Raw genomic sequence first — 25,722 nt, 5'->3', positions numbered from 1 at the left:
CATGCGTCGTTGCACACTGCTTTTCGCCACCCTGCTATTGCTCTTCAGCCAATGGGCCGCCGCCGACTATCGCATCGGCGTCAGCATCGCCAGGGTCGACGACAACTTCATGACCTACGTGCGTAATGGCCTGGACGAGGCCGCGAAAAAGGAAAACGTGCAGATTCAGTTCGAGGACGCCCAAGGCGATGTGGTGCGCCAACTCAACCAGGTCCAGGGCTTTATCAACCAGCAAGTGGACGCGGTCATTGTCCTGCCGGTGGACACCTCCGCCACGGCCAACATCACCCGCGCCGCGGTCGAAGCGAAGACGCCGCTGGTCTACGTCAACCGTCACCCGGACGAGCGCACCTTGCCCAAAGGCGTGGTCACGGTCGCGTCCAATGACATCGAGGCCGGACAGTTGCAAATGCGCTACCTGGCCGAAAAGCTCGGCGGCAAGGGCAACCTTGCGATCATCATGGGCGACCTGGCGCAAAACGCCACCCACGACCGCACCGAAGGCGTCAAACAGGTGCTCAAGGATTATCCCGGGATCAAGATTGTCGAGCAGCAAAGCGCCGAGTGGCAGCGCAACAAAGGGATGGACCTGACCAGCAACTGGCTATTGGCGGGCAGTCGTTTCGATGCCATCGTCGCCAACAACGACGAGATGGCCATCGGTGCGGCCATGGCCTTGCAACAGGCCGGCAAAGCCAAGGGCGAGATCGCGATTGTCGGCATCGACGGCTTGCCTGACGGCCTGGCAGCGATCAAGCGTGGGATGCTGGTCGCCTCGGTGTTCCAGGACCCCAAGGCCCAGGCGACCAGCGCGGTACAGGCAGCACTCAAGATGATCAAGGGAGAGCCGGTGGAAACGGACGTCTGGGTGCCCTTTCAGTTGATCAGGCCTGAGCAGTTGGCGGTGTTTGAACAACATTACAAGTAGCGACACGCTCGACACTTCGCCGCGATCCCGGCCAGGGATCAGCGGCGACTCAGCGAACTGAGGCCTGACCTGCCGCTCGCTCGAAAATCGCCCCCTCTATACCCAGCACTTCACGCGTATCGGCATAGATCCCGATGCCCTTTTCCCAGACGTGCTTGATCGACTGATCGGCGCAACGAATCCGGTAATTGAGCTCGAACGGCTCGTTGCGCGACAACGCATATTGCACCTCGCGCCAGACGTAGTCGGCATCCTGCGCCAGGATCAGGCTGTTGTAAGTGAACTCATGATTGTCCACCAGCCGCTCCGCAGGATATCCGGTCAGTTGCAGGCAGCCGGCACTGACAAACTCCATAGTCCAGTCGCGGTTGTTACGGCCCCGATAGATCAGCCCAGGCATGCTATCGAGCAGGCTCATGCTGCTGCGCTGACTGGCCTGCAAGGCAATTTCGCGGCGTTTGTGTGCCGTGACGTCCCCGACGACCAGATAGAACCCCTGCGGGCCGCGCTTGAGGCTCACCTCGAACCAGCGTAATTCACCAGAAGGATGTACAAAACGCAGGCGTTGATTGAACGAGGTCTCGGGACGCCGACGCAGCTCATGCAAGGCCTTGCGCCACAGCGGGCGGTCTTCCTGGTGCACATAATCGATGAGATTGCGCTCCGCGCCCGGCGCCCCCATCAACTCGGTCCAGGCCAGGTTGAAGTGAGCGATCTGGCCGTTGTCGCGCAATTCCAGCAGGGCGGCGGGAAAGCGATCCATCAGGTGCACGCTCGGTGTCTGTGCAAAAGCTTCCGGGCTTTCCCTCATCTAATGACGCTCCTCGTGTCTTACCGACGCGCCGTTGTGCACCCACGCCGCCAACTCCAGACGTGAGTGCAGGCTGAACTTCTGCAACAGATTCCTCACATAAATCTTGACCGTACCATCGCTGATTCCCAGTTCCCGGCCGATCTGTTTATTGCTCATGCCGGCACCGATCAGGGCCAGGGTCTGCCCTTCGCGCTCGGTCAGGTTGCCTGTGTCTGGCAGGTCCGGGTCGTACGCAGGCCGGCTCACCGATTCGTCCTGATCGGCCAGCAGGGCAACCAGGGTTGAATCCAGAACGATCGCGCCCTTGTGGCAATTGCGCATGTAGCTCAACAACGCATCGGGCTCGGTTTCCTTGAGCACATAACCACTGGCCCCCAGGCGCAAGGCCGTCAACAGCTCGGCGCGATCCATCGACGCAGTGAGCACCACCACCTGACAGTCGAGGCGCAACTGACGCAGTTCATCGAGCACCTGCAAACCACTCAAGCCGGGCATGTGCAAATCGAGCAAGACCTGCTGCGGCGCCAGGCTCACGGCCAGGTTGATGCCTTCGCGACCGCTGGCCGCCTGCCCCACCACTTCGAAGTCGTCACTGGCGCCGAACAGCTGCGCCAGGCCTTTGCGAAACAGCGGATGATCATCGATCAGTAATAAGGTTGTGCAGTCCATCGAAACTCCCCTGTGGCTGGTCTTGATGGCAGCGAAGGCCAAGATGTACGCGGACCCCATGCGGGCGGATCGCCTCAATTGTCAATCGGGCGCCAATGTTCGCGGCGCGCTCGCGGATAATCGCCAGACCGAAATGATTGGCCTCCCCTGACGCCGGACTGAGTCCGATGCCGTCATCCTCCACCGAAATGGAGACATCACCGTCCTGGTTTTGCCGCAACTCGATGCGGACATGCCGCGCATGGGAGTGGCGCACCGCGTTAGCCAGTGCTTCACGAATAATCTGCAAAATCTGTAACTCGGTTCCCGGGCTCAAAGCATCGTCAGCCAGGCGGTTGTCCAGCTCGAACACGATGATGCAGCGCCGCGAGAACTCGGCGACCGAGTCGGCCAGTGCCTGGCGCAGCGAGCGCCCGTCCATGGTCAGACGCGCACTGGTAATCAACTCGCGCACCTGGCGCTGCAACTGGCTCAAGCCAGCGCACAGGTCCTGCAAACCCGCAGTGGCTTGTTCCGGCTCGCCCAACTGGGATTGCAGGCCATGGGCCTGGAACGACAGGTAACCGAGTTGCTGTGCCACCGAGTCGTGCAGCTCACGGGCCAAGGCACCGTGGCGGGACGTCGCCTGTTTGCGCTGCTGCTCACGGTTGTAGCTGCGCAAGCGCACAGCCATGCCTACCGCCTGCGCCACCTCTTCCAGTAACTGGCGCCAACTGGCACCGGCCCGTTTCGGGCTATCGAGCAGCAACACGCCCTTTTGGCCCTCGGGCAAGGCGCACACCAGTCGGTGCACGCCGCGTTGCCGACACGGGCCGCAGCTTTGGGGGGTGTCTGCCGCGCTTGCGTCGCGCCAGGGGCAAGTCACCACGTCCTGGCAGCCCTCGATCAAACCGCGTCGCGTCGGGCTGAGGTCCTCGCCGCCAAGGATCAGGTTCAATCTGGCAGGCGGCAGCAGTGCGTCGAAACGGTCCAGAAAACCCGATAAGGCACCGTCAGCGTGCGCCTGGCTCAAGGGCAACCCGGCCAACAGCTTACGCACGCTGCGGGCCTGTTCAGGGCGCACAGGCCCTAACCAGAGCGGCCACCACTGCGGTCGTGTTCGCACTCTCGATAACTCCCCGTCCGGTTGCTCCACATTCCTCGAACACCAGCAACTTCCATGCCCCGGACGGCCGTGTAGCAAGGCTTATCTCCAAAGGCATAGCCCTTTTTCCAGATTGAGAAGATTTTCCCCATAGGAAAGTATCTCTCCCAACAGGAAATAAAAAAGCACTTTGGAGAGCCCGCATGAAGCCCACCCTTAGCCGCCCCATCGTGGTGATGCAATCGGCAACCGTCTGCACAGAGGTTGTCGCTGAACTGGACAATCCCCTGCTGTTGAACGGCGAACAAGCCGACTTCACCCGGCACCTGCAACAGGCCTTGGCCAGCGCAACCGTTGGGTGTCGGCTCTACCTGCTGGGCGATGAAGCTTTTGTCTGGCGTGTTCACGGGCAGGCTCGCGCCGCTGGCCTGGAAGACGACGAGATCAGCATGACCTGCGCAACGCCCGGCCTGCGCCAGGTGTACTGCGCGCACTGTGGCCTGACCCAGGCGGCCGGGCCGGAGTCGTCGCTGAACTGCGTCGGTTGCCACGTCGGGCTGGAGGTGCGCACGCATTTTTCCCGGCGCCTGGGGGCTTACCTCGGCGTGTGCATCAACCCCGACCAACCCTATGCGGCATTCCAGCCATGAGCGCGGTCCTCGACGTTCAGGTCAGCGCGGCAAGAATGCTCACGCCGGTGGTGCGCGAATTCACCCTGACGGCCTGCGACGGCGCCCTGCCCGGCTTCTCGCCCGGCAGCCATGTGCAGGTGCATCTGCCACTGGCCGAGGGCAAGGTGCGCAACGCCTACTCGCTCACCAGCGACCCGGCGCACACCCAGCACTACCGCATCGCCGTGCGCTTGCAGGACGCTTCTCGTGGCGGCTCGCAGTACCTGCATCGCCAGGTGCAGGTCGGCGACACGTTGCAGATTTCACCACCGGCCAATCTGTTCGCCCCCCACGGCACTGCACGCCTGCATATCTTGATCGCCGCCGGCATCGGCATCACGCCGTTCATGGCCTATATCGCTGCGATGGAACAGCAGCAGGCCGATTTCGAACTGCATTACCTGTTCCGCCCGGGCCTGAGCGACGCCTACCTCGACGAACTGCAACAGCGCCTCGGCGCGCGCCTGCATGCCTATGACAATCGCCCCGACCTGAGCCAGATCCTCGCCGACCGGCCGCTGGGCAGCCATGTCTACACCTGTGGCCCGCAGTCTCTGCTCGACGCGGTTGAGCGTGAGGCCTCGCGCCTCGGTTGGCCGCGCAAGCGCGTGCATTCGGAAACGTTCAAAGGCGCGCAACCCGGCCAACCCTTCGACCTGCACCTGCTGCGCAGCGGTCGTCGCCTGCGGGTGGAGGCCGACCAGAGCCTGCTCGAAGCCCTCGAACACGCAGGCCTGCAAGTGCCCAACCTGTGCCGTGGCGGGGTCTGCGGCCAGTGCATCACCCGCCACACCGGCGGTGCCATCGAACACCGCGACAGCTTCCTCTGCCCGGCCGAGCAGGCCGACTTTCTGATGCCCTGCGTCTCACGCGGCAGCGGCCCCTGCATTTCGCTGGACCTATAGGAGTGAGTGACATGCCCCTGCAAGCGAGCCCCGTGCTGAGCTATCGCGATGATTTCAGCTTTCGCAACAGCCCTGCGGCAATCCGCCGTTTCCCCTTCCCCTTTGTCGAGGACAGCTACCTGTACTCGGTCAATATCGAACCGGCCACCTCCCGCGACCCCGGCTCGATCTATGAGCATGCCTTCGACATCGACGAGCACTACTGTTCGGAAATGGCCGAACGCGCCCTGGTACTGGATCAGGACCCGCGCCGCTACCTGGTGATGCCGCACATGCAAGTGGCAGCCTGGGATGCCTTGCAGATGCTGATGGAACACCTGGCCGCCGACTATCCGCAGTGGTTCAGCCTGGTGCGTGACGGCGACCGCTGGCATTGGCGCAACCGCCTGCTGGAGATCGATCAGCCGTTCATTTTCGGTGATGCCACCAGCCTGCCCTGCGCGCCGCTGGAGTTCATCGGCCGACAGGTTCAGGGGGATTTCGCCCTGCTCGATCAACGTGACGGCGATCTGTACATGGACGCCGGCCTGGTCACCAGTCCCGCTGACTGGTCCCTGGCCTTCGACGCCGGCATGAGCTTCAAGCAGTGGCATTCACCGGTGCCCATGGCCCACCAGATGGGCGTGTTCGACCGTGCGCTGAAGTATCTGCTCAACCTGCAAGTGGGTCAGCCGGTGCGGCGCCTGAACTGGACCCTGACCATCAAGCCGCGCCTGGACTCCTCGCCCGAGACGTTCCATGAATGGGGCGCCGACCGCGGCCGCATCACCGCCGAAAACGTCGGCCAACAGGTGCATCTGCGCGTCGAGCTGCAGGTGATGGCCCGTCTGCCGCGCAGCAACGCGGTGATGTTCAGCATCCGCACCTACCTGATCAGCCTGGACGAACTGGTCACTCAACCCGGCTGGGGTTGTCGCCTGCATCGCGTGCTGCGCGACCTGCCCGGCCCTATCGCCGACTACAAGGGCATGACCCGCTACAGACACACGCTGGTCGAGTGGCTGAGCCAATTCGACCCGCACGCCTGATCTCTCTTTCCCGACAAGGACCCTCACATGACCCTTTCATGGCGTATTTCTGCATTGGCCGAGCGGCACCGTGCCCTCGGTTCAAACCTTGAAGACTGGAACGGCATGGGCACCGCCTGGACCTACAGCAGCGCGCTGGCCGACCACCACGAAGCGATCCGCACCCGTGCCGGCCTGATGGACGTGTCGGGGCTGAAAAAAGTCCATTACGTGGGACCCCATGCCGAAAGCCTGCTGCAATGGGCGACCACCCGCGACATCGCCAAACTCTACCCCGGCAAATCGGTGTACGCCTCGATGCTCGACGAGGACGGCAAGTTCGTCGATGACTGCATCGTCTACCGCACCGGGCCTAACGCGTTCATGGTGGTGCATGGCGCTGGCACCGGGCATGAAATGCTGGTGCGTTCCGCCCTGGGCCGGCAAGTGGCGGTGCTGTTCGACGACGACCTGCACGACTTGTCGCTGCAAGGGCCGCTGGCGGTGGACTTTCTCGCCGAGCACGTGCCCGGCGTCCGCCAGTTGCCGTACTTCCATCACCTGCAGACGCGCCTGTTCGAACGCCCGGTGATGATCTCCCGCACCGGTTACACCGGCGAGCGCGGCTACGAGATTTTCTGCAAGGCGGCCGATGCACCGTTCCTGTGGGACAGCATCCTCGAACAGGGTGCCAGCCTGGGGATTATCCCGTGTGCCTTCACCGCGCTGGACTGGCTGCGGGTGGAAAGCTCGCTGATGTTTTTCCCCTATGACAACTCGCAGATGTACCCCTTCGCTGACCAGAAGGCCGGCGACACCCTGTGGGAAATGGGCCTGGATTTCACCGTCTCACCCGGCAAACAAGCCTTCCGTGGCGCCGAGGAACACCTGCGCCTGCGCGGTCAGGAGCGTTTCAAGATCACCGGTGTGCTGCTCGAGGGCGTACGCCCGGCCGAGGCCGGCGACACCCTGTGGCAGGGCAACCAGCAAGTCGGCGTGATCACCTGCGGCATGTACTCGCGCCTGAGCAAACGCTCGATGGCCATCGCCCGCCTGAGCGTCGCCTGCTCCGTGCCCGGTATTGCACTGCAGGTGCGCGGCAGCCTTGAAGCGGGCGCCGTGACCCATGCCCTGCCCTTCGACGACCCGGAAAAAACCAAACGCACGGCCAAGGGCTGAGCCGCCCCTTAATTTAATCAGGAGCCTTCAATGGACGCCTCCAGCGAACATTACATTCTCAAGATCACCTGCCCGGCGGCATCCGGGATCATCGCCGCGATCAGCGCCTGCCTGGCCCGGCAGCAGTGCTACATCAGCGAACTGGCACAGTTTGACGACGAGTTCACCGGGCAGTTTTTCATGCGCGCGGTGTTCCGTTTCAACACCGGCGTCGACGGTGATATAGGCACCCTGCGCGAAGGCCTGGGCGACCTGGCCGGCGGCTTCGACATGCAGTGGCAGTTGTTCAGTTCGCGCCAACCGACCCGGGTGCTGCTGATGGTCAGCAAGTTCGACCATTGCCTCACCGACCTGCTCTATCGACACCGCAAGGGCGAGATGGACATGCACATCACCGCCGTGGTCTCCAACCACCTGGACCTGCGGGCCATGGCTGAGCGTGAAGGCATCCGTTTCATTTACCTGCCCATCACCAAGGACAGCAAGGCCAGCCAGGAGGCCGAGCTGATGCGCATCGTCGAAGACACCCAGACCGACCTGGTGGTGCTCGCGCGCTACATGCAGATTCTATCCGACGGACTGTGCCAGCAGTTGTCGGGGCGTGCGATCAACATCCATCACTCATTCCTGCCCGGATTCAAGGGCGCCAAGCCGTATCACCAGGCCTACGACCGCGGCGTGAAGCTGATCGGCGCCACTGCCCACTACGTCACCAGCGACCTCGATGAGGGGCCGATCATCGAGCAGGAAATCCAGCGCGTCGATCACACGCACCTGCCCGATTCGCTGGTTGCCATCGGCCGCGATACCGAAACCGTCGCCCTTTCCAAGGCACTGAAATACCACCTGGAACACCGGGTATTCATCAACCAGGACAAGACAGTGATCTTTCGCTGAAACCCTTCAGGAGGCACGCTCATGACAATACGCGTAGCAATCATCGGCGCCGGCCCGTGCGGCCTGGCCCAACTTCGCGCCTTCCAGTCGGCCCGCGACAAGGGCACCGCCATTCCCGAACTGGTGTGCTTTGAAAAGCAACAGGACTGGGGCGGCATGTGGAACTACACCTGGCGCACCGGTCTGGACGAGAACGGCGAACCGGTGCACGGCAGCATGTACCGCTATCTGTGGTCGAACGGCCCGAAGGAATGCCTGGAGTTCGCCGACTACACCTTCGAAGAACATTTTGGCCGCCCCATCGGCTCTTACCCGCCACGGGAAGTGCTCTGGGACTACATCAAGGGCCGCGTCGAAAAAGCCGGGGTACGGGATTACATCCGTTTCAACAACGTGGTGCGCCAGGTCACCTTTGACGAAGCGACTCGCCGCTTCACGGTGGTCGCCCACGACCACGGCAGCGATACCCAGACCTCGGAAGAGTTCGACTATGTGGTCAACGCCTGTGGGCACTTTTCGACGCCGAAGATGCCGTACTTCCCCGGATTCGAGCAGTTCGGCGGGCGCATCCTGCACGCCCATGATTTTCGCGAGGCGCTGGAGTTCAAGGGCAAGGACCTGCTCATCGTCGGCAGCAGCTATTCTGCCGAAGACATCGGTTCCCAGTGCTACAAATACGGCGCCCGCAGCATCACCAGCTGCTACCGCACCGCGCCCATGGGCTATGACTGGCCCGCCAATTGGGAAGAAAAGCCGCTGTTGCAGCGCCTGGAAAAAAACCGCGCGTACTTTATCGACGGCACCCACAAGACCATCGATGCGGTGATCCTTTGCACCGGCTACAAACATCACTTCCCCTTCCTGCCGGACGAACTGTGCCTCAAGACCGATAACCGGCTATGGCCGATGAACCTGTACAAAGGCATTTTCTGGGAGTCCAACCCGCAACTGATCTACCTCGGCATGCAGGACCAGTGGTACTCCTTCAACATGTTCGACGCCCAAGCCTGGTACGCACGCGATGTCATCCTGGGGCGCGTTCAACTGCCTGATCAGGCTGCAATGATCGCCGACAGCCGGCAATGGCACGAACGGGAACAGACACTGGAAACCAATCAGCAGATGTTCGAATACCAGGGTGCCTATATCCAGCACCTGGTGGACGCCACCGACTACCCGAACTTCGACATCGCCGCCGTCAATGAAACCTTCCTGCACTGGAAGCATGACAAAGCGGAAAACATCATGGGTTATCGCGACAAGTCCTATCGCTCGTTGATGACCGGCACCCAGTCACCGCCGCACCACACCCCCTGGCTGCATGCACTGGACGACTCGATGGCGGCGTACCTTGCCGAGCCGCCAACGTCCATCACGTCGGTCGGCTGACCGGGAGGTTCTCATGAACGCACCTCGTGTCTCTCATCCCCGGGAGCCCGGACTGTTTGCCCGGGCCCCGGCCCTGGAGCGCTATCGGGTAGCGGCCGGCGGCCTGACACTGGTGGCCTTGCAGCCCGGCGACAGCCTGCAAGTGATCGACCTTGAAGGACAGCAACCCTGTGAACTGCTGGCCGTGGACGCCAACGGTCGTAGCGCGCTGGCGGCCTGGGCATTGAGCGGTTCGGCGGCCTGCGGGTTCATCGGCGCACGGCTCGCCGAGCCGACGGTGCAAGCTCGGCGCATCAACCAAGCGTTGAGCCGACGCGGTGTTGAGCCTTACCAACTGCCCAGCGCGGCTTCGCTCTGGGACGAGGACAGCCCTGCCGACTTCAGTCGCCACTTCGTCGCCAGCGATGAACTGCTGGTAATTGTCGCCGCCCCCGCAGGCCCCACATCCGTCGATCGACAGTACCGGCCCAGCGAACTGCGGTTGTGGGTGACCCGAGCCAATCCCTCGTCGCTGCTGCTCCCGGCGTTACCCGAACCGTTGGGTGAGTTACTCGACGAATTCACAATTCACGCCGGCACCGCCCACAGCTACACCGTCGGCAAAGGGCAGTACGTGCAGGTGCTGGATGTCGCCGGTCGCCAATGCTCGGACTTCGTCGCCCTCGATCGACGGGCACTGGATCGCGGCCTGGAACTGGACCTGGACCAGACCGTCACCCGTACCCTGAACGGCAGCGCCTACCCGGCTCCGGGACTGTTCTCGAAGTTTTTCGACCGGCAGATGCAGCCGATGCTGGAAGTGGTGCGTGACACCGTCGGCCGCCACGATTCCTTCGCGCTGGCCTGCGCCGCGCGCTACTACGAGAGCCATGGCTACTTCGGGCACGACAACTGCAGCGACAACCTGAGCCGGGCCCTGGCGCCCCACGGGGTCGAGGCTCGCAGCGGTTGGCCGGCGATCAATTTGTTCTTCAACACCGGGGTCGACGCTCACCAGCAGATGACGTTGGACGAGCCCTGGTCGCGTCCCGGCGATTACGTACTCCTGCGGGCCATGACCGACCTGCTGTGTGGCAGCACCTCATGCCCGGATGACATCGACCCGGCCAACGGCTGGAACCCGACCGATATCCAGGTCCGCATCTACAGCGAAAAGGAGCGTTTTTCCATCGCCATGAGCACTCGAACCACGGCCGATGCCGACCCGATCCTCACCCGTGAGTCCGCGTTCCACTCACGCACCAGCGCCTTGACCGGCAGCTTTACCGACTACCGCAATTGGTGGCTGCCGTTGCGCTACGACGGCTATGGCGCAATCGAGGAATACCTCGGTTGCCGTGAACGCGTCGCGGTGATGGACCTGACCGCCCTGCGCAAATTCGAAATCATCGGCCCCGACGCCGAAGCCTTGCTGCAGTACTGCCTGACCCGGGATGTACGGCGCCTGGCGGTGGGTCAAGTGGTGTATTCGGCGATGTGCCACGAACACGGTGGCATGCTCGACGACGGCACCCTGCTGCGCCTGGGCCCGGACAATTTCCGCTGGATCTGCGGTGAGGATTACGCCGGGGCCTGGCTGCGCGAACAGGCACAAAAGCTCGGCATGAAGGTCTGGGTCAAATCCGCCAGCGAGCAGATTCACAACCTGGCCGTCCAGGGCCCGATGAGTCGTGAGCTGCTCAAACAGATGGTCTGGACCCCAGCGACCCAACCGAGCCTGGAAAACCTGGGCTGGTTCCGGTTCCTGGTGGGCCGCCTGGACGGTTACGACGGCTGCCCGCTGATGATCTCGCGCACCGGCTACACCGGCGAACTGGGCTACGAAGTCTGGTGCCAGCCCGAAGACGCCGAGCGGGTCTGGGACCGGATCTGGCAACAGGGCCAACCGCTGGGCCTGGTGCCACTGGGCCTGGAAGCGCTGGACATGCTGCGCATCGAAGCCGGGCTGATTTTCGCCGGCTACGAATTCAGCGACCAGACCGATCCTTTCGAGGCGGGTATCGGCTTTTCTGTGCCGATGAAAAGTAAAACCGACGACTTCATCGGCCGCGATGCGCTGTTGCGGCGCAGCGCCCACCCCACTCACAAGCTGGTGGGCCTGCAACTGAGTGGCAACGAAGCCGCCCACCACGGTGACCCGGTGTATCGCGGCCGGGCCCAGGTCGGGGTCATCACCAGTGCCTGCCGCTCGCCGCTGCTGGCCAGCAACATCGCGCTGTGCCGGGTCGATGTGGCCTGCGCCGACGTCGGCACCATGCTTGAGATCGGCAAAGTCGATGGCCTGCAGAAGCGCATCAGCGCCGAGGTCACCGCAGCGATTTTCTACGACCCGGACAAGAGCCGGGTGCGCAGTTGATCAACCAGACGGACCTGAGCGCCACCCTGACTTTGACTGCCCCCACTACTCCGCTACTCAGACATGGGAATACGAAGATGGAAGCGACTACGTTCGAGACCGTACCGCAGGCCGCCAGCTCAGTGGGCAGCCTGCACCGCAAGATCGATTGGCGCGGGGCATTCTGGGTTGCCAGTGGCGTACCCGCGCTGGTGCTGTTTTCAATCGGTGCGATTGCCGCCACGGTGGGCAAACCGGCGTGGATCGTCTGGATCGTGTCGATCCTGTTCGGGTTTATCCAGGCCTTCACCTACGCCGAAATCGCCGGACTGTTCCCGCACAAATCCGGCGGTGCCTCGGTCTATGGCGCGGTCGCCTGGGTGCGTTACAGCAAGCTGATCGCACCGGTTTCGGTGTGGTGCAACTGGCTGGCCTGGTCGCCAGTGCTGTCGATCGGTTCTGGGCTGGCAGCCGGTTACATACTCACCGCACTGTTCCCCGCCGATGCGCTGATCAATACCTGGCAACTGACCCTGCTCGATCTGGGCTGGATCAAGAGTGGCCTGTCGCTGCGGATCAATGCGACATTCGCCATCGGTCTGTTGATCCTGCTGACGGTTTTCGCCGTGCAGCATGGCGGCATTCTGCGCTCGGCGCGTCTGACCCTGGTGCTTGGCGTGACATCGCTGATCCCCTTGCTGCTGGTGGGCGTGGTGCCGTTGTTCACCGGTGATTCGGCCCAGGCCAATTTCCTGCCGTTGTACCCCCTGGCCCATGATGCGGCCGGGCAAGTGATCGATGGCCCCTGGGATCTGTCCGGCTGGTCGCTGATGGCCGGCGGTCTGTTCATGGCCGCGTGGTCCACCTACGGCTTCGAAACGGCGGTGTGCTACACGCGGGAATTCAAAGACCCCAAGCGCGACACGTTCAAGGCGATTTTCTATGCGGGCCTGCTGTGCATCCTGGTGTTCACCCTGGTGCCCCTGGCGTTCCAAGGCAGCCTGGGGCTCGGCCAACTGGTGACACCGGCGGTGCTGGACGCCAGCGGCGCAGTGGTTTCTCCGGCGGTCTACAACGGCCTGTTGTCGCCCGCGATCTACAGCGGCATGGGCGTCGGCCAGGTGATGGCGGACAGTATCGGCGGCGGCAAACTGGTCGCCAACATCGTGCTGATCATGCTGGTCCTGGCCACCTTGCTGGCGATCATGACGTCGATGTCCGGCTCATCGCGCACCTTGTACCAGGCGTCGGTGGACGGCTGGCTGCCGAAGTACCTGGGCCGCACCAATGAACACGGCGCGCCCACCGCCGCGATGTGGACCGACCTGTCTTTCAACCTGCTGCTGTTGCTGATGTCCGACTATGTCTTTGTGCTCGCCGCGTCCAACGTCAGCTACATCATCTTCAACTTCCTCAACCTCAACGCTGGCTGGATCCATCGCCTGGATCGTCCCGACTGGGCGCGCCCGTACAGGGCCCCTACCGTGCTCCTGGTGGCCGGTGGCGTGCTGAGCTTCGTCAACCTGGCCTGCATGGGGCTGGGCGCCGATATCTGGGGCGCCGGAACCCTGATGACCGGCCTGCTGCTGGCGCTGTTGATCCTGCCGGTGTTCTGCTACCGCCACTATGTGCAGGACAAGGGGCTGTTCCCCGAAGCCATGCTCAACGATCTCTACGTTCAGGCCGACACGGGTCAGAAACGCGCGGGCTGGTTGCCTTACCTCACGCTGATTGCGGGTGTCCTTGTGGTGTACGGCAGCCATCAATTGGTAGTCTGAGCGCCCTTGCCTGCAGATCCCTGATGAATCATCGAGGTGCAACGACGCCTCGATGATTATTTCGGCCCTCTATCCATCAAGACAACGGTGACTCTTTTGATCAGCACCACCCCCGCACTTGCCCGCGACATCGACGGCAAGGCCATCTCCGCCCGGGTTCTCGACGAGGTTCGAGAAGAGGTTCTGACCCTGGCGCAGCAGCACATTTACCCTGCCCTGGCGGTACTGTTGGTGGGTGAAGACCCGGCCAGCGAGGTTTACGTGCGCAATAAGCTGCTGCGAGCCAAGGACGTCGGCATCCGCTCACTGGAGTACCGTCTGGCTGAAAACACCAGCCAGCGCCAGGTGCTGGAACTGATTGCCCAACTGAACGCCGATGCCACGGTGAATGGCATTCTGGTGCAGTTGCCATTGCCGGGGCATATCGACGAGGCGGCCGTCATTCATGCCATCGACCCGATCAAGGACGTGGACGGTTTTCATCGGGAAAACGTCGGCGGCCTGGTGCAAGGCATAGAAGTCCTTACGCCCTGCACGCCCAGCGGCTGCATGCGTCTGCTGCAGGAAACCTGCGGTGATGTGAGCGGCTTGCACGCCGTGGTCGTCGGGCGCTCGAACATCGTCGGCAAACCCATGGCGACCCTGCTGTTGCAGGCTCATTGCTCGGTCAGCGTGGTCCACTCACGCAGCGTCGATGCCCCGGCGTTGTGTCGACTGGCCGATATCGTCGTCGCAGCGGTAGGCCGTCCAGCGCTGATCGATGCCAGTTGGCTCAAGCCTGGGGCGGTGGTGATCGATGTCGGGATCAATCGTATTACCGACGAATCCGGCAGCCATCTGGTGGGCGATGTCGACTACGCCAGCGCGCGCACCGTCGCCAGCGCGATCACGCCGGTACCCGGTGGCGTCGGGCCGATGACCATTGCTTATCTGCTCAAGAACACCCTGATCGCCAGCCAGTTGCAGCACGCCCGTGGGCTGGCATCTGCTAGCCGTCTGGTGGTGAGTTGAGCACAACGCGTACGGCCCGTTCGAGGGTGTAATGCTGTTCACTTGAGCGTTCCCGGAGATTTTGAGTTTCTGTTCCGAGAGGCATGGTTTTTACGTGAGGATGGTGTGTATATCCGTTGCTGCGGTAACGGCTACTTAGGGTTCCGCTTTTACAGCGGCTCACTTTTGAAAAGCCCGGGAGCCGGCCCAGTCAAAAGTAAAACGCTTTTGCCCCACCACTCGGCACCTCGCTTAGGCTCGGTGTGCCTGAACGAAGGCATTGCTCCGTGGGCCGCCGCGAAGGGGCATCCATGGCCCAGCGCGGCTAACCCGGCATCCATGCCGGGTTGCCCACTGCGCAATACCTTCGTTCAGCCAGCGTGGTTAACGGGGCGCCCCAGATCAAAAACAGAACCGAGGCGGCCTGATAGCCGACCTGGCTCTGGGTGATCGCGTTCCCCTGTGGGAGCGGGCTTGCTCGCGAAGACGGTGGGTCAGTTTGCGGTGATGTTGGATGTGCGGGCCTCATCGCGAGCAAGCTCGCTCCCACAAGGGATCTTGGGTTTTCTTGAGTCTTGTGTTCACAGCAGGACCATTGTGGGAACGAGCCTGCTCGCGATGGCGGTGGTTCAGCCACATAGGCTCTTGCTTTGCTTTGGATTTTGATCTCGGCGCCCCGTTAACCACGCTGGCCGAACGCAGGCATTGTGGAGTGGGCACCTCGGCATGGATGCCGAGGTAGCCGCGCTGGGCCATGGATGGCCCTTCGCGGCGGCCCACGGGGCAATGCCGGAGTGAGGGCACACCGAGCCTAGGCGAGGTGCCGAGTGGTGGGGCAAGGCGCTTTTGGTTACTTTTGGCTGGTCCGGCTCCCGGCTCTTCCAAAAGTGACCTGCTGTAAGAGCGGAACCATAAGCCGCCGTTACCGCAGCAACGGATATACACACCAAAGCAAGCAGATACAGCACCACTTTTTCCAAGTGAACACTCGAAGGTGAACCCTGTCGATCAACAGCAACGATCAGTGGTTGTAGGCACGCTCGTTGTGTTCAGCCAGGTCCAGCCCCATCTCCTCCACCGACTCATTGGCGCGCAAGCCGATCACCGCGTTGATCACCTTGAGAATGAGCCAACTGATGACAAAGCAGTAGACCGTCGTCAGCAACACGCCTTTGATTTGCGCCACGACCTGGGCCCCCATGGTCACACCTTCGACCAATCCTCCCACCGACGGCACGCAGAACACCCCAGTCAGCACCGCGCCAATCATCCCGCCAATACCGTGCAGGCCAAATACGTCGAGGCTGTCGTCATAACCAAAGCGACGCTTGAGCACGGTGACGCTCAAGTAGCAGAACACCCCACACAGCAAACCGATGGCCAACGCACCGCCGACGCCGACATAGGCACACGCAGGGGTAATGCCGACCAGACCGGCCAAGGCACCACTGGCGAGGCCCAGAGCGCTTGGTTTGCCAACCTTGAACCACTCGGTGAACATCCAGCCGAGAATGCCGGCGCACGCCCCCAACTGGGTGTTGAGCATGACGATGCCAGAAGTGCCGTTGAGGCCTCCGCCGGAACCGATGTTGAAGCCGAACCAACCCACCCAGAGCATCGCCGCACCGGCCATGGTCAGGCTCAGGTTGTGAGCTGGCATCGGCGTGTTCTGATAGCCCTTGCGCTTGCCGAGGATCAGGCACGCCGCCAAAGCGGCGACGCCGGCATTGATGTGCACGGCGGTGCCACCGGCGAAATCGAGTACCCCCCAGTTATGCATCAAAGCCCCCGCACCACCCCAGACCATATGCGCCACCGGGGCATACACCAGGGTGAACCACAACGCCATGAACCACAGCGCCGCCGAAAACTTCATGCGTTCGGCGAATGCACCGGCAATCAGCGCCGGGGTGATGATCGCGAAGGTCATCTGGAAGGTCACGAACACGCCCTCCGGAATATCTCCTACCAGGCTCTCCGGAGTCATGCCCGCCAGGAAGGCCCGGCTCAGGCCGCCGACAAAGCTGTTGAAGGTCACCTGCCCTTCGACCATGCCGGTGCTGTCGACCACCATGCTGTAGCCATAGATCACCCACAATACGCCGACCAGGCCGGCGATGCCGAAGCACTGGGTGAACAGCGAAAGCATGTTTTTTGCGCGCACCAGGCCGCCGTAGAACAACGCGAGGCCTGGCAGACACATGAACAACACCAACACGGCGGCAGTGACCATCCAGGCAGTGCTGCCTGTGTTCAAAGTCGGCGTCTCGGCCGCCTGCGCAAGCGGCACAAGCACGCCGGTAGCCAGTAAGCCAAGAAGGGATTTGCCAAGAAGACGATTGACCATGTTCAAAGCTCCTGCAAAGAAAGGTGGGTGTCGGGCAGCGAGCAGTAAAGAATGAGATACGGGCCTTCTCGGCCTCTCGAATATTAATGTCATGAACAGGACTTGTGGGAGCGAGCCTGCTCGCGATAACGGTGGGTCAGCTTGCATCGGTCTTGACTGTGCCGCCGTCATCGCGAGCAAGCTCGCTCCCACAGGTTTTGGTCAGTAACCGGTACCGGAACCCGGAACCCAGTTGGTCCCCGCCAACGGCACCCGTGCCATGGCCGCCGACTCCACGGTCAGCGCTACCAGATCCTCGGGATCGAGGTTGTGCAGGTGCGATTTGCCGCAAGCCCGGGCCATGGTCTGGGCTTCCAGCACCAACACGCGCAGGTAGTTGGCCAAGCGGCGGCCGCCCTCCACCGGATCCAGTCGCTTGGACAATTCCGGGTCCTGGGTGGTGATCCCGGCCGGGTCGCGACCGTTCTGCCAGTCATCGTAGAAACCGGCGGCCGAGCCGATTTTCTTCAGTTCCTCGTCCAGGCGCGGGTGGTTGTCGCCCAGCGCGATCAGCGCGGCGGTGCCGATGGCCACCGCATCCGCCCCCAGCGCCATCGCCTTGGCGACGTCGGCACCGTTGCGAATCCCGCCGGAAACGATCAGCTGGACCTTGCGATGCATGCCCATCTCCTGCAAAGCCTGTACCGCTTGCGGGATGGCCGACAGAATCGGAATCCCCACGTGTTCGATAAACACTTCCTGGGTCGCCGCCGTGCCGCCTTGCATGCCATCGAGCACAATCACATCCGCCCCGGCCTTCACGGCCAACTTGACGTCGTAGTACGGCCGGCTGGCGCCGATTTTCACGTAGATCGGTTTTTCCCAATCGGTGATTTCGCGCAGCTCGGCAATCTTGATCGCCAGGTCATCCGGGCCGGTCCAGTCCGGGTGACGGCAAGCGCTGCGCTGGTCCACACCGATGGGCAAGGTACGCATGCCGGCTACACGCTCGGTGACTTTCATCCCCAGCAACATACCGCCGCCACCAGGTTTGGCGCCCTGCCCCAGGACGATTTCAATCGCGTCAGCCTTGCGCAAATCGTCCGGATTCATGCCGTAGCGCGACGGCAAGTACTGATAGACCAAATGCTGTGACTGGCCGCGCTCCTCCGGGGTCATGCCGCCGTCGCCGGTGGTGGTGCTGGTGCCCGCGATGGTCGCGCCACGGCCCAGGGCTTCCTTGGCATTGGCCGACAACGCACCGAAACTCATGCCGGCAATGGTCACCGGAATCTTCAGGTGGATCGGCTTCTTGGCAAAGCGGTTGCCGAGGATCACGTCGGTGCCGCACTTCTCCCGATAACCTTCCAACGGGTAACGCGAAACACTGGCGCCGAGCAGCAGTAAATCATCGAAGTGCGGCAGTTTGCGCTTGGTGCCGCCGCCGCGAATATCGTAGATGCCGGTCTCGGCGGCACGCTGGATTTCCTGGATGGTCAGGCGGTCGAAGGTGGCTGACTCGCGCAGTACCGGAGCCGTTTTTTGGCTGATGGGGTCGCTCATATCTGTTCTCCTCGCGCGGATCAGTACGCGGACGCGTTATCGACTTTGAAGTTGTACAACTGACGGGCCGAACCGTAGCGCTTGAAGTCAGCCGCCTTGTGCGCGAAACCGGCACGGTTCAACAGGTCCTGGAGCTCCTGGAGGTGCTCGGCGCGCATCTCTTTCTCGACGCAATCGGAACCCAGGGACTCCACATTGCCCTTCACGTAGATGTGGGTCTCGTACAAGGAATCGCCCAGCGCATCACCGGCATCGCCGCAGACCACCAGACGCCCGGCCTGGCCCATGAAGCAGCTCATGTGACCGATGCTGCCGCCCACGACAATGTCGATGCCCTTCATGGAAATGCCGCAACGCGCGCCGGCATCCCCTTCAATCACCAGCAGCCCGCCATGGGCCGTGGCACCGGCCGCCTGGGAGGCGCTGCCTTTGACGCGGACGTAGCCCGACATCATGTTCTCGGCGCAACCGACGCCGACATTGCCGTGAACGGTGATCGAGGCCTTTTGATTCATGCCCGCGCAGTAGTAGCCGGCGTGCCCCTGAATATCGATGGACAGCACTTCGTTCACCCCGACCGCGAGGTTGTGCTTGCCGTCCGAATGAGTCACCACCCATTCGCGCTCTTCAACGCTATTGACCTGGTCGTGCAACGCCTGATTGAGTTCACGCACGGTGGCCGTGGAAAGGTCGATGGTTTTCATGTGTGCGCTCCTTAAGCTGACTCGCGTTCCCAGATGTACATGGTGGCCGGTGCCGGCTCCCAGACCTTGGCGTGTTCGATGCCCGGCAGGCTCGACAAGGCCTGATACTCGGACGCCATGGCGACGTAATCGTCGGTCTCGGCGAGGATCGCCGGCTTGCAGGCAATCGGGTCGCGGATCACGGCAAAACCGTTGCGGGTGCCGATGGCGAAGGTGAAGAAACCGTCCAGATCTTCCAGCGAGTGATCCAGCGCTTCTTTCAATGAATCGCCCTGCTGCAGGCGCCAGGTCAGGTAGCCGGCGGCCACTTCGGTGTCGTTGTCGGTCTCGAAGTGAATGCCTTCGCGCTTGAGTTCCTGCCGCAGGCGGAAGTGATTCGACAGCGAGCCGTTGTGCACCAGGCACAGGTCGGCGCCGGTAGAAAACGGATGGCTGCCTTCCATGGTCACCGCGCTTTCAGTGGCCATGCGGGTGTGGCCGATGATATGGCTGCCCTTCATGCCGGCCAGGCCGAAACGTTGGGAAATTTCCTGGGGCAAGCCCATGCCCTTGAGGATTTCGATGCTCTGGCCAGCGCTCATGATGCGCACGCTCGGCGCCAGTTCGGCGAGGGCCAGACGTACCGGCGCCTCTTGGGCATTGACTTTGAGCACGGCAGCGCTGGCGTTCTGAAACCAGTCCAGCGAACAGCCGAGACGCCCTTCCAGTTCGCCCATCAGAGCTTTCCAATCGAAGCCTTCGGTGGTTGCCTGCAGGGTCAGCTTGACCCAACCGTCCGCCACTTCATCGCCATAGATGGCAAACCCGGCACTGTCCGGCCCACGGTCGGTCATGGCCTGCAACATGGGTTCGAACAGCTTGCCGAGCTGGGATTCCAGCTGCGGGTTTTTCAGGTAAAGACCTACGATCCCACACATAACAAAGTCTCCTTCGAAGGCACTGAACACTCGACGCCGTGCCGGGTGCCCGAATGGTTGTAAAAACACTGAGAGTCAGAAAAATTCGGTGTAGCGCTGGATCTCCCAGTCGGAGACGTGGCGGCTGTATTCCACCCATTCCATGCGCTTGAGCTTGATGAACTCGCCCACGATCTGCGGGCCCAGCACCTCGGCGAACAGCGGGTCGGCCTCCAGGGCGTCACAGGCTTCCTTGAGCGATTGCGGCAGGGTCTTGATGCCCCGCGCGGCGATCTGTTCCAGGCTCAGGCTGTAGAGGTTCTCATTGCAGACGTGGTCGATTTCCAACTGGCGATCGATGCCATCCAGGCCGGCGGCGATGATCGCGGCGCTGACCAGATAGGGATTGCAGCCAGCGTCCGGCAGGCGGAATTCCAGGCGGCCGTAAGGCACCCGCACCATGGCCGAACGGTTGTTGGCGCCGAAGGCGATAAAGGCCGGCGCCCAGGTCGCGCCGGACAACGAATTGCCGACCACCAGACGCTTGTAGGAGTTGACCGTCGGCGCGGCGAAGGCACACAGCGCCGGACCATGGGCCAGCAAGCCGGCGGCAAAGTGATAAGCCATTTTCGACAGGCCCATGCCGCTGGGGTCGCTGGCGTCATGGAACAGGTTTTTGTTTTCGGCACTGCTGATCGACAGATGAAAATGCATGCCGTTGCCGGCGCGTTTCGGGTCCGGCTTGGGCATGAACGAGCAGATCATGCCCAGGTCATTGGCGATTTCACCGGCGGCCATGCGGAAAAACGTGAAGCGATCCGCCGAGGTCATGGCGTCGCTGTAGGTGTAGTTGATCTCGAACTGGCCGTTGGCGTCCTCGTGGTCGATTTGATAGACCTCGAAATCCACGGCCTGCAAGGCTTCGGTCAGCCGCTCAAGGAAAACGCGGGAGCGCGACAGGCCTTTGTAGTCGTAGCAAGGCTTGTCCAGGTTGTCGCTGAGGTCCACCAGTTGCAGTTTGCCGTGCTCGTCGCGGCGCATCAGGTTGAACTCGGGCTCCAGGCCGGTGTTGAGCGTCCAACCCTTTTCTGCCAGGCGCTGCACTTGTTGCTGCAACACATAACGGCTGTCGTATGGATGCGGCTTGCCGTCGACGTGGCCGATGCACACTACTCGCCCGTATCCCGGCTGCCAGGGCACCGGGGTCAGGGTGGACAGGTCGCCACGGGCCATGAAGTCCGGCCCGTGGGGCTCCATGCCCATGCCGCTGATCGCGAATCCGGCAAAACCAGCCCCCTCTTCGGCAACGGTCTTGAGCCCACAGATAGGCACCGATTTGGTTTTGGCCGCCCCGTGTATATCCACAAACTGCGCAAGCACGTACTTGATTGCGTGCTTGTCGATGATGCGCTGGGTTTCTGCTGGCAACATTGCTCGTCACTCCTCGCGAAAGGGCAAAACATTGTGGATGGGCCTGGACTGACTTTTTATTCCTAAAAAGAAAGTTAGTTTCCCAATAGGAATGCAAGGCCCTTGCCAGATTCGCGAGTGAAGCGCCGACGGTCTTCAGAAAGCGCTTTTGTGCTGTATATATGGGAAAATTCTTTTCCCCGTGGGAATATCGCTCGACAGACGCGAGCGGAACGCCGCTATTTGCACTTTCTCAGTGCGAAACTAATATTACTGAACGGAAAGTGTGCAGGATTGATGACTATGTCGACCGAAACCGCCCCGCGCCTCAAGCTTGAGCAATACCTGGGATTGCAGATCAAGCGCCAGCGCCAGGCTCAGGATCTGAAATTGTCTGACGTGGCCAAGATCGCCGATATCAGCCAAGGCATGTTGAGCAAGATCGAAAACGCCCAGGTGTCCACCAGTCTCGATACCCTGAGCCGCCTGTGCGACGTGCTCGGCCTGCCACTGTCCAAGTTGTTCAGCGAATACGACCAGCAAGACGGCAGTGCGCTATTGGTCAAGGCTGACCAGGGCATGGAAGTGGTGCGCCGTGGCACCGAGAAAGGCCATACCTACCATCTGCTCAACCACACCCGCGGGCCGAAGAAAAGCTTCGAGGCCTACATGGTCAGCATGGATGACGCGAGTGAAGAGTTTCCGACCTTCTCTCACCCCGGCACCGAATTCCTTCACCTGCTGGAAGGTGAACTGATCTATCGCCACGGCAATCAGCTTTACCGCATGGAGGCTGGCGACAGCCTGACGTTCGAAGGCGAAATCCCCCATGGCCCCGAGCAACTGGTGCAGGTGCCTATCCGGCTTTTGTCGATCATGAACTACGGCAACGACAAAGAATAACGCCCCCCTCCCGAAGCATGAAGATCAACCTGTGGGAGCAAGCCCGCTCCCACATTTTTGACCGCGTTCGACCGACGGAAACGAGTCGCCGCCCCTCACAAAAAATTCCCCTCAGTTAAAAAACTTTCCCAACCCCCTAGACGTCCCGCCTCCACTCCCCTATAAAGCCACTTCAGGAATATTTTATTCCTTACAAGAAAATACGCTCAAGGAATGAGCCTGCTGTCCTCAGACATTTTTCGCTATGCGATGAACTGCCGCCATCATCCCGAGGACGTGTCATGCAACACGAAAAAAACCATTTCATCATCAAGATCACCTGTCCCGCGGTGTCCGGCATCGTCGCGGCCGTCACCACTTACCTGGCGGACAACGGTTGCTACATCGGGGAGATGGCGCAATTCGATGATGATTTCAGCGGCCGTTTTTTCATGCGTGCGGTGTTCCGCTTCAACGACGGTCATCAGGGCAACATTCAACAGATCAAGGACGGTTTCGCCGACGTCGCCAGGGCGTTCGAGATGACCTGGGAACTGCACGACACCCGCGAGCCGATGCGCGTGTTGTTGATGGTCAGCAAGTTCGACCACTGCCTGACCGACCTGCTCTACCGCTACCACAAGGGCGAGATGGACATGACCATCACCGCCATCGTTTCCAACCACCTCGACCTGCGCCCCATGGCCGAACGCGAAGGCATTCGCTTCATCTACCTGCCGGTGACCCAGGACACCAAGGCCCGGCAGGAAGCCGAACTGATGAAGATCGTCGACGACACCGGCACCGAACTCGTGGTTTTGGCGCGCTACATGCAAATCCTCTCCGATGACCTGTGCAAGCGACTCTCGGGGCGGGCGATCAACATTCACCATTCGTTCTTGCCAGGTTTCAAAGGCGCCAAGCCGTATCACCAGGCCTACCAGCGTGGCGTGAAGCTCATTGGCGCCACCGCTCACTACGTCACCAGCGACCTCGATGAAGGACCGATCATCGAGCAGGAAGTGCAGCGCGTCGATCACGTCTATCTGCCCGACGATCTCGTGGCCACCGGCCGTGACACCGAAACCGTGGCCCTGTCCAAGGCGGTCAAGTACCACCTGGAGCACCGGGTTTTCCTCAACCAGGACAGAACGGTGATCTTCCGGTGAACACGCACAAACTGATCGACGGCAAAGCCAGCGCCGCCCGCGTGCTGATACAGGTCCGCGAGGACGTGGTACGCCTGCGCGAGCAGGCCATTGAACCGGCACTGGCGGTGATCCTGGTGGGCAGCGACCCGGCCAGCCAGGTCTACGTGCGCAACAAGATCCTGCGCGCCGAAGAGGTGGGTATCCGCTCGCTGGAACATCGGCTGCCTGCGGACACCAGCACTGAACAGCTACTCATCCTGATCGCTCGACTGAATGCCGATCGCTCGATCCACGGTATTCTCCTGCAGCTGCCGCTGCCTGCCCATATCGATGAATTACGGGCACTGGAGGCTATCGCGCCGGACAAGGACGTCGATGGGTTCCACAGTCAGAACGTCGGCGGCCTCAGCCAGGGTCGCACGGTACTCGCGCCTTGCACCCCCAGTGGTTGTTTGTATTTGCTGGAACAAACCTGCGGCGATCTGCGCGGCAAGCACGCAGTGGTGATCGGCCGCTCGAACATCGTCGGCAAACCCATGGCCGCGTTGTTGCTGCAAGCCGACTGCTCGGTGACCGTCCTGCATTCGCGCAGCCCGGATCCCCAGGCGCTGTGCCGGCAGGCCGACATCGTCATCGCTGCGGTGGGTCGCCCGCGGTTGATCGACGCCAGTTGGCTCAAGCCTGGCGCCGTGGTGATCGACGTTGGCATCAACCGTATCGACGACGATGGCCGCAGCCGTCTGGTGGGCGACGTCAACTTCGACAGCGCCCTGGCGCACGTCGCGGCGATCACCCCGGTACCCGGTGGTGTCGGCCCGATGACCATTGCCTTCCTGATGAAAAACACCGTCACCGCAGCCCTTGCACAACACCGGGCCCTACGCAGCCAATCGGAGGCCTTATGCCATTCAATCTATTGAAATACGGGCTGAGTTCGGAGTACCCGGTGGAAGTGGATCTGCCACCACCACGGGAACTCAAATCGAGCTATGACGTGGTGATCATCGGTGCCGGCGGCCACGGCCTGGCCACCGCTTATTACCTGGCCAAGTACCACGGCATCACCAATGTCGCGGTATTGGAGAAGTCCTACCTGGGCGGCGGCAATACCGCACGCAACACGGCGGTAATCCGCTCCAACTACCTGACCAGCGAAGGCGTGCGCTTTTATGCCGAGTCGGTGCGGATGTTCCAGTCGCTGTCCAACGAATTCGATTTCAACATCATGTATTCCGAGCGCGGCCAACTGACCCTGGCCCACACCGATGCCACGGTGCGCTCGTTCCGCCAGCGGGCCGAGGTCAACAAGCACTTCGGCGGTCGCACCGAGATGATCGACCGCCAGCAGATCCGCGAACTGGTGCCCAGCCTCAACCTCGATCCCGGCCACTTGCCGGTGCTCGCCGGCCTGTGGCACATCGACGGCGCCACCGCGCGCCACGACGCCGTGGCCTGGGGCTACGCCAAACAAGCCGCCAAGCGCGGTGTGGAAATCCATCAGCTCACCGAAGTCCAGGACCTGATCATCGAGAATGGCGCCATCACCGCCGTCAAGACCAACCGCGGCACCATCAAGTGTGGTTGCGCGGTGCAGGCGATTGCCGGGCACAGTTCATTGCTGATGGCCAAGGCCGGAATCCGGTCGCCGATCCAGACCTTCCCGCTGCAAGCGATGGTCACCCAGCCGTTCAAGCCGTTCCTCGATCCGCTGGTGAGCTCCTCTGCCCTGCACTGCTATGTGCAGCAAACGAGTCGTGGCGAGGTGGTGTTTGGCGGCGGCTCCGACCCCTATCCGCTGTTCAATACCCGCTCCACGCTCGATCTGAAGGAGAGCCTGCTGGCCCATGCCATCGAGATGTTCCCGTTCCTGGCCAACGCCAAGCTGATGCGCCAATGGGCCGGGATCACCGACATGACCCCGGACTACAGTCCGATCATGGGCCTGTCGCCGGTGAAGAATTACTACCTCGACGCGGGCTGGGGCACCTGGGGGTTCAAGGCCACGCCGATCTGCGGCAAGACCATGGCCGAGTTGGTCGCCAGCGGCGGCAAGGTGCCAGACCTGATCAAGCCGTTCGGCCTCGAACGTTTCTCGACCTTCCAGCAAGTCAACGAAATGGGCGCTACGGCGGCCAGTCACTGAC

General features: G+C 61.9%; 22 protein-coding genes. 14 read left to right on the top strand and 8 right to left on the bottom strand.

Features of this window, described 5'->3' with window-relative positions; genetic code table 11:
• Position 1: 1 nt before the first annotated feature.
• Positions 2-928, top strand: coding sequence for a sugar ABC transporter substrate-binding protein (locus tag KI235_RS12275; protein ID WP_027912394.1), 927 nt, complete (start codon positions 2-4; stop codon positions 926-928).
• Positions 929-977: 49 nt separating this feature from the next.
• On the opposite strand, the gene KI235_RS12270 is transcribed toward KI235_RS12275, so the two are convergent.
• Genes KI235_RS12270 through KI235_RS12260 form a run of 3 tightly spaced genes read right to left on the bottom strand, consistent with a single transcriptional unit; the run spans position 978 to position 3,474 of the window.
• Positions 978-1,739 carry a PAS domain-containing protein gene (locus KI235_RS12270; protein ID WP_212795761.1) on the bottom strand — a complete coding sequence of 254 codons (762 nt, stop codon included), beginning with the start codon at positions 1,737-1,739 and terminating at the stop codon, positions 978-980.
• Positions 1,740-2,411: a response regulator gene (locus KI235_RS12265; protein ID WP_003200599.1), complete on the bottom strand. Its 672-nt coding sequence runs from the start codon at positions 2,409-2,411 to the stop codon at positions 1,740-1,742.
• Positions 2,380-3,474 carry an ATP-binding protein gene (locus tag KI235_RS12260; protein WP_003200597.1) on the bottom strand — a complete coding sequence of 365 codons (1,095 nt, stop codon included), beginning with the start codon at positions 3,472-3,474 and terminating at the stop codon, positions 2,380-2,382. Before KI235_RS12260 ends, KI235_RS12265 begins: the two co-directional genes overlap by 32 nt.
• 224 nt (positions 3,475-3,698) lie before the next feature.
• Here KI235_RS12260 and KI235_RS12255 point away from each other — a divergent pair, with 224 nt between their 5' ends.
• The 9 genes from KI235_RS12255 (at position 3,699) to folD (KI235_RS12215) (ending at position 14,667) form a co-directional block, all read left to right on the top strand.
• On the top strand, positions 3,699-4,145 hold the full coding sequence (locus KI235_RS12255; protein WP_003200595.1) for a dimethylamine monooxygenase subunit DmmA family protein: 447 nt from the start codon (positions 3,699-3,701) through the stop codon (positions 4,143-4,145).
• On the top strand, positions 4,142-5,071 hold the full coding sequence (locus KI235_RS12250) for a PDR/VanB family oxidoreductase (protein ID WP_053162330.1): 930 nt from the start codon (positions 4,142-4,144) through the stop codon (positions 5,069-5,071). The genes KI235_RS12255 and KI235_RS12250 overlap by 4 nt, the downstream gene beginning before the upstream one ends.
• Positions 5,072-5,082: 11 nt before the next feature.
• Positions 5,083-6,099: a DUF3445 domain-containing protein gene (locus KI235_RS12245; RefSeq protein ID WP_028236566.1), complete on the top strand. Its 1,017-nt coding sequence runs from the start codon at positions 5,083-5,085 to the stop codon at positions 6,097-6,099.
• A 27-nt stretch (positions 6,100-6,126) separates the two neighbouring features.
• Positions 6,127-7,257, top strand: coding sequence for an aminomethyltransferase family protein (locus KI235_RS12240; RefSeq protein ID WP_003200589.1), 1,131 nt, complete (start codon positions 6,127-6,129; stop codon positions 7,255-7,257).
• 30 nt (positions 7,258-7,287) lie between these two features.
• Positions 7,288-8,154 (top strand): formyltetrahydrofolate deformylase, encoded by an 867-nt coding sequence (purU, locus tag KI235_RS12235; RefSeq protein WP_003200587.1) that lies wholly within the window; start codon positions 7,288-7,290, stop codon positions 8,152-8,154.
• A 21-nt stretch (positions 8,155-8,175) separates the two neighbouring features.
• Positions 8,176-9,543 (top strand): NAD(P)/FAD-dependent oxidoreductase, encoded by a 1,368-nt coding sequence (locus KI235_RS12230; RefSeq protein WP_003200586.1) that lies wholly within the window; start codon positions 8,176-8,178, stop codon positions 9,541-9,543.
• A 13-nt stretch (positions 9,544-9,556) separates the two neighbouring features.
• Complete coding sequence (locus KI235_RS12225) at positions 9,557-11,899, top strand: aminomethyltransferase family protein (RefSeq protein WP_043042650.1); 2,343 nt, start codon at positions 9,557-9,559, stop codon at positions 11,897-11,899.
• A gap of 77 nt (positions 11,900-11,976) precedes the next feature.
• On the top strand, positions 11,977-13,656 hold the full coding sequence (locus KI235_RS12220; RefSeq protein ID WP_013692961.1) for an APC family permease: 1,680 nt from the start codon (positions 11,977-11,979) through the stop codon (positions 13,654-13,656).
• A 96-nt stretch (positions 13,657-13,752) separates the two neighbouring features.
• Positions 13,753-14,667, top strand: a complete 915-nt coding sequence (gene folD, locus KI235_RS12215; RefSeq protein WP_028236568.1) for a bifunctional methylenetetrahydrofolate dehydrogenase/methenyltetrahydrofolate cyclohydrolase FolD — start codon at positions 13,753-13,755, stop codon at positions 14,665-14,667.
• 1,000 nt (positions 14,668-15,667) lie between these two features.
• Here folD (KI235_RS12215) and KI235_RS12210 read toward each other — a convergent pair.
• The 5 genes from KI235_RS12210 to glnT form a co-directional block, all read right to left on the bottom strand.
• A complete protein-coding gene (locus tag KI235_RS12210; RefSeq protein WP_046062870.1) occupies positions 15,668-16,993 on the bottom strand; it encodes an ammonium transporter in 1,326 nt (441 codons plus the stop codon).
• Positions 16,994-17,194: 201 nt separating this feature from the next.
• Positions 17,195-18,535, bottom strand: coding sequence for an FMN-binding glutamate synthase family protein (locus tag KI235_RS12205; RefSeq protein ID WP_003200577.1), 1,341 nt, complete (start codon positions 18,533-18,535; stop codon positions 17,195-17,197).
• Positions 18,536-18,555: 20 nt separating this feature from the next.
• Positions 18,556-19,239 carry a protein glxC gene (locus KI235_RS12200; RefSeq protein WP_003200575.1) on the bottom strand — a complete coding sequence of 228 codons (684 nt, stop codon included), beginning with the start codon at positions 19,237-19,239 and terminating at the stop codon, positions 18,556-18,558.
• A gap of 11 nt (positions 19,240-19,250) precedes the next feature.
• Entirely contained in the window at positions 19,251-20,156 is a 906-nt protein-coding gene (locus tag KI235_RS12195; RefSeq protein WP_003200573.1) for a glutamine amidotransferase family protein, read from the bottom strand.
• A 75-nt stretch (positions 20,157-20,231) separates the two neighbouring features.
• Positions 20,232-21,566, bottom strand: a complete 1,335-nt coding sequence (glnT, locus tag KI235_RS12190; RefSeq protein WP_003200570.1) for a type III glutamate--ammonia ligase — start codon at positions 21,564-21,566, stop codon at positions 20,232-20,234.
• Between the two features lie 282 nt (positions 21,567-21,848).
• On the opposite strand from glnT, the gene KI235_RS12185 reads away from it, so the two are divergent.
• The 4 genes from KI235_RS12185 to KI235_RS12170 all read left to right on the top strand — a co-directional run bounded on the left by KI235_RS12185 (position 21,849) and on the right by KI235_RS12170 (position 25,721).
• The gene (locus tag KI235_RS12185) at positions 21,849-22,448 is read left to right on the top strand and encodes a helix-turn-helix domain-containing protein (protein WP_003200568.1); all 600 of its coding nucleotides are present in this window, start codon (positions 21,849-21,851) and stop codon (positions 22,446-22,448) included.
• Positions 22,449-22,729: 281 nt separating this feature from the next.
• Entirely contained in the window at positions 22,730-23,596 is an 867-nt protein-coding gene (gene purU / locus KI235_RS12180) for a formyltetrahydrofolate deformylase (protein ID WP_003200567.1), read from the top strand.
• Positions 23,593-24,498 carry a bifunctional methylenetetrahydrofolate dehydrogenase/methenyltetrahydrofolate cyclohydrolase FolD gene (folD, locus tag KI235_RS12175; protein WP_013692958.1) on the top strand — a complete coding sequence of 302 codons (906 nt, stop codon included), beginning with the start codon at positions 23,593-23,595 and terminating at the stop codon, positions 24,496-24,498. Before purU (KI235_RS12180) ends, folD (KI235_RS12175) begins: the two co-directional genes overlap by 4 nt.
• The gene (locus KI235_RS12170) at positions 24,480-25,721 is read left to right on the top strand and encodes an FAD-dependent oxidoreductase (protein ID WP_003200563.1); all 1,242 of its coding nucleotides are present in this window, start codon (positions 24,480-24,482) and stop codon (positions 25,719-25,721) included. The genes folD (KI235_RS12175) and KI235_RS12170 overlap by 19 nt, the downstream gene beginning before the upstream one ends.
• The last annotated feature ends 1 nt before the right edge of the window (position 25,722 follow it).

Source organism: Pseudomonas sp. St386 (genome assembly GCF_018325865.1).
Classification (GTDB): Bacteria; Pseudomonadota; Gammaproteobacteria; order Pseudomonadales; family Pseudomonadaceae; genus Aquipseudomonas; species Aquipseudomonas brassicacearum.
The sequence above is the reverse complement of the archived record's forward strand: the minus strand, read 5'-3'. Positions and strand labels throughout refer to the sequence as shown.

Excerpts from the sequence above, each read along its gene's own strand:
- KI235_RS12275 (WP_027912394.1), top strand. The coding sequence starts at position 2 with ATGCGTCGTTGCACACTGCTTTTCGCCACCCTGCTATTGCTCTTCAGC.
- KI235_RS12270 (WP_212795761.1), bottom strand. The coding sequence starts at position 1,739 with ATGAGGGAAAGCCCGGAAGCTTTTGCACAGACACCGAGCGTGCACCTG.
- KI235_RS12265 (WP_003200599.1), bottom strand. The coding sequence starts at position 2,411 with ATGGACTGCACAACCTTATTACTGATCGATGATCATCCGCTGTTTCGC.
- KI235_RS12255 (WP_003200595.1), top strand. The coding sequence starts at position 3,699 with ATGAAGCCCACCCTTAGCCGCCCCATCGTGGTGATGCAATCGGCAACC.
- KI235_RS12250 (WP_053162330.1), top strand. The coding sequence starts at position 4,142 with ATGAGCGCGGTCCTCGACGTTCAGGTCAGCGCGGCAAGAATGCTCACG.
- KI235_RS12245 (WP_028236566.1), top strand. The coding sequence starts at position 5,083 with ATGCCCCTGCAAGCGAGCCCCGTGCTGAGCTATCGCGATGATTTCAGC.
- KI235_RS12240 (WP_003200589.1), top strand. The coding sequence starts at position 6,127 with ATGACCCTTTCATGGCGTATTTCTGCATTGGCCGAGCGGCACCGTGCC.
- purU (WP_003200587.1), top strand. The coding sequence starts at position 7,288 with ATGGACGCCTCCAGCGAACATTACATTCTCAAGATCACCTGCCCGGCG.
- KI235_RS12230 (WP_003200586.1), top strand. The coding sequence starts at position 8,176 with ATGACAATACGCGTAGCAATCATCGGCGCCGGCCCGTGCGGCCTGGCC.
- KI235_RS12225 (WP_043042650.1), top strand. The coding sequence starts at position 9,557 with ATGAACGCACCTCGTGTCTCTCATCCCCGGGAGCCCGGACTGTTTGCC.
- KI235_RS12220 (WP_013692961.1), top strand. The coding sequence starts at position 11,977 with ATGGAAGCGACTACGTTCGAGACCGTACCGCAGGCCGCCAGCTCAGTG.
- KI235_RS12210 (WP_046062870.1), bottom strand. The coding sequence starts at position 16,993 with ATGGTCAATCGTCTTCTTGGCAAATCCCTTCTTGGCTTACTGGCTACC.
- KI235_RS12205 (WP_003200577.1), bottom strand. The coding sequence starts at position 18,535 with ATGAGCGACCCCATCAGCCAAAAAACGGCTCCGGTACTGCGCGAGTCA.
- KI235_RS12200 (WP_003200575.1), bottom strand. The coding sequence starts at position 19,239 with ATGAAAACCATCGACCTTTCCACGGCCACCGTGCGTGAACTCAATCAG.
- KI235_RS12195 (WP_003200573.1), bottom strand. The coding sequence starts at position 20,156 with ATGTGTGGGATCGTAGGTCTTTACCTGAAAAACCCGCAGCTGGAATCC.
- glnT (WP_003200570.1), bottom strand. The coding sequence starts at position 21,566 with ATGTTGCCAGCAGAAACCCAGCGCATCATCGACAAGCACGCAATCAAG.
- KI235_RS12185 (WP_003200568.1), top strand. The coding sequence starts at position 21,849 with ATGTCGACCGAAACCGCCCCGCGCCTCAAGCTTGAGCAATACCTGGGA.
- purU (WP_003200567.1), top strand. The coding sequence starts at position 22,730 with ATGCAACACGAAAAAAACCATTTCATCATCAAGATCACCTGTCCCGCG.
- KI235_RS12170 (WP_003200563.1), top strand. The coding sequence starts at position 24,480 with ATGCCATTCAATCTATTGAAATACGGGCTGAGTTCGGAGTACCCGGTG.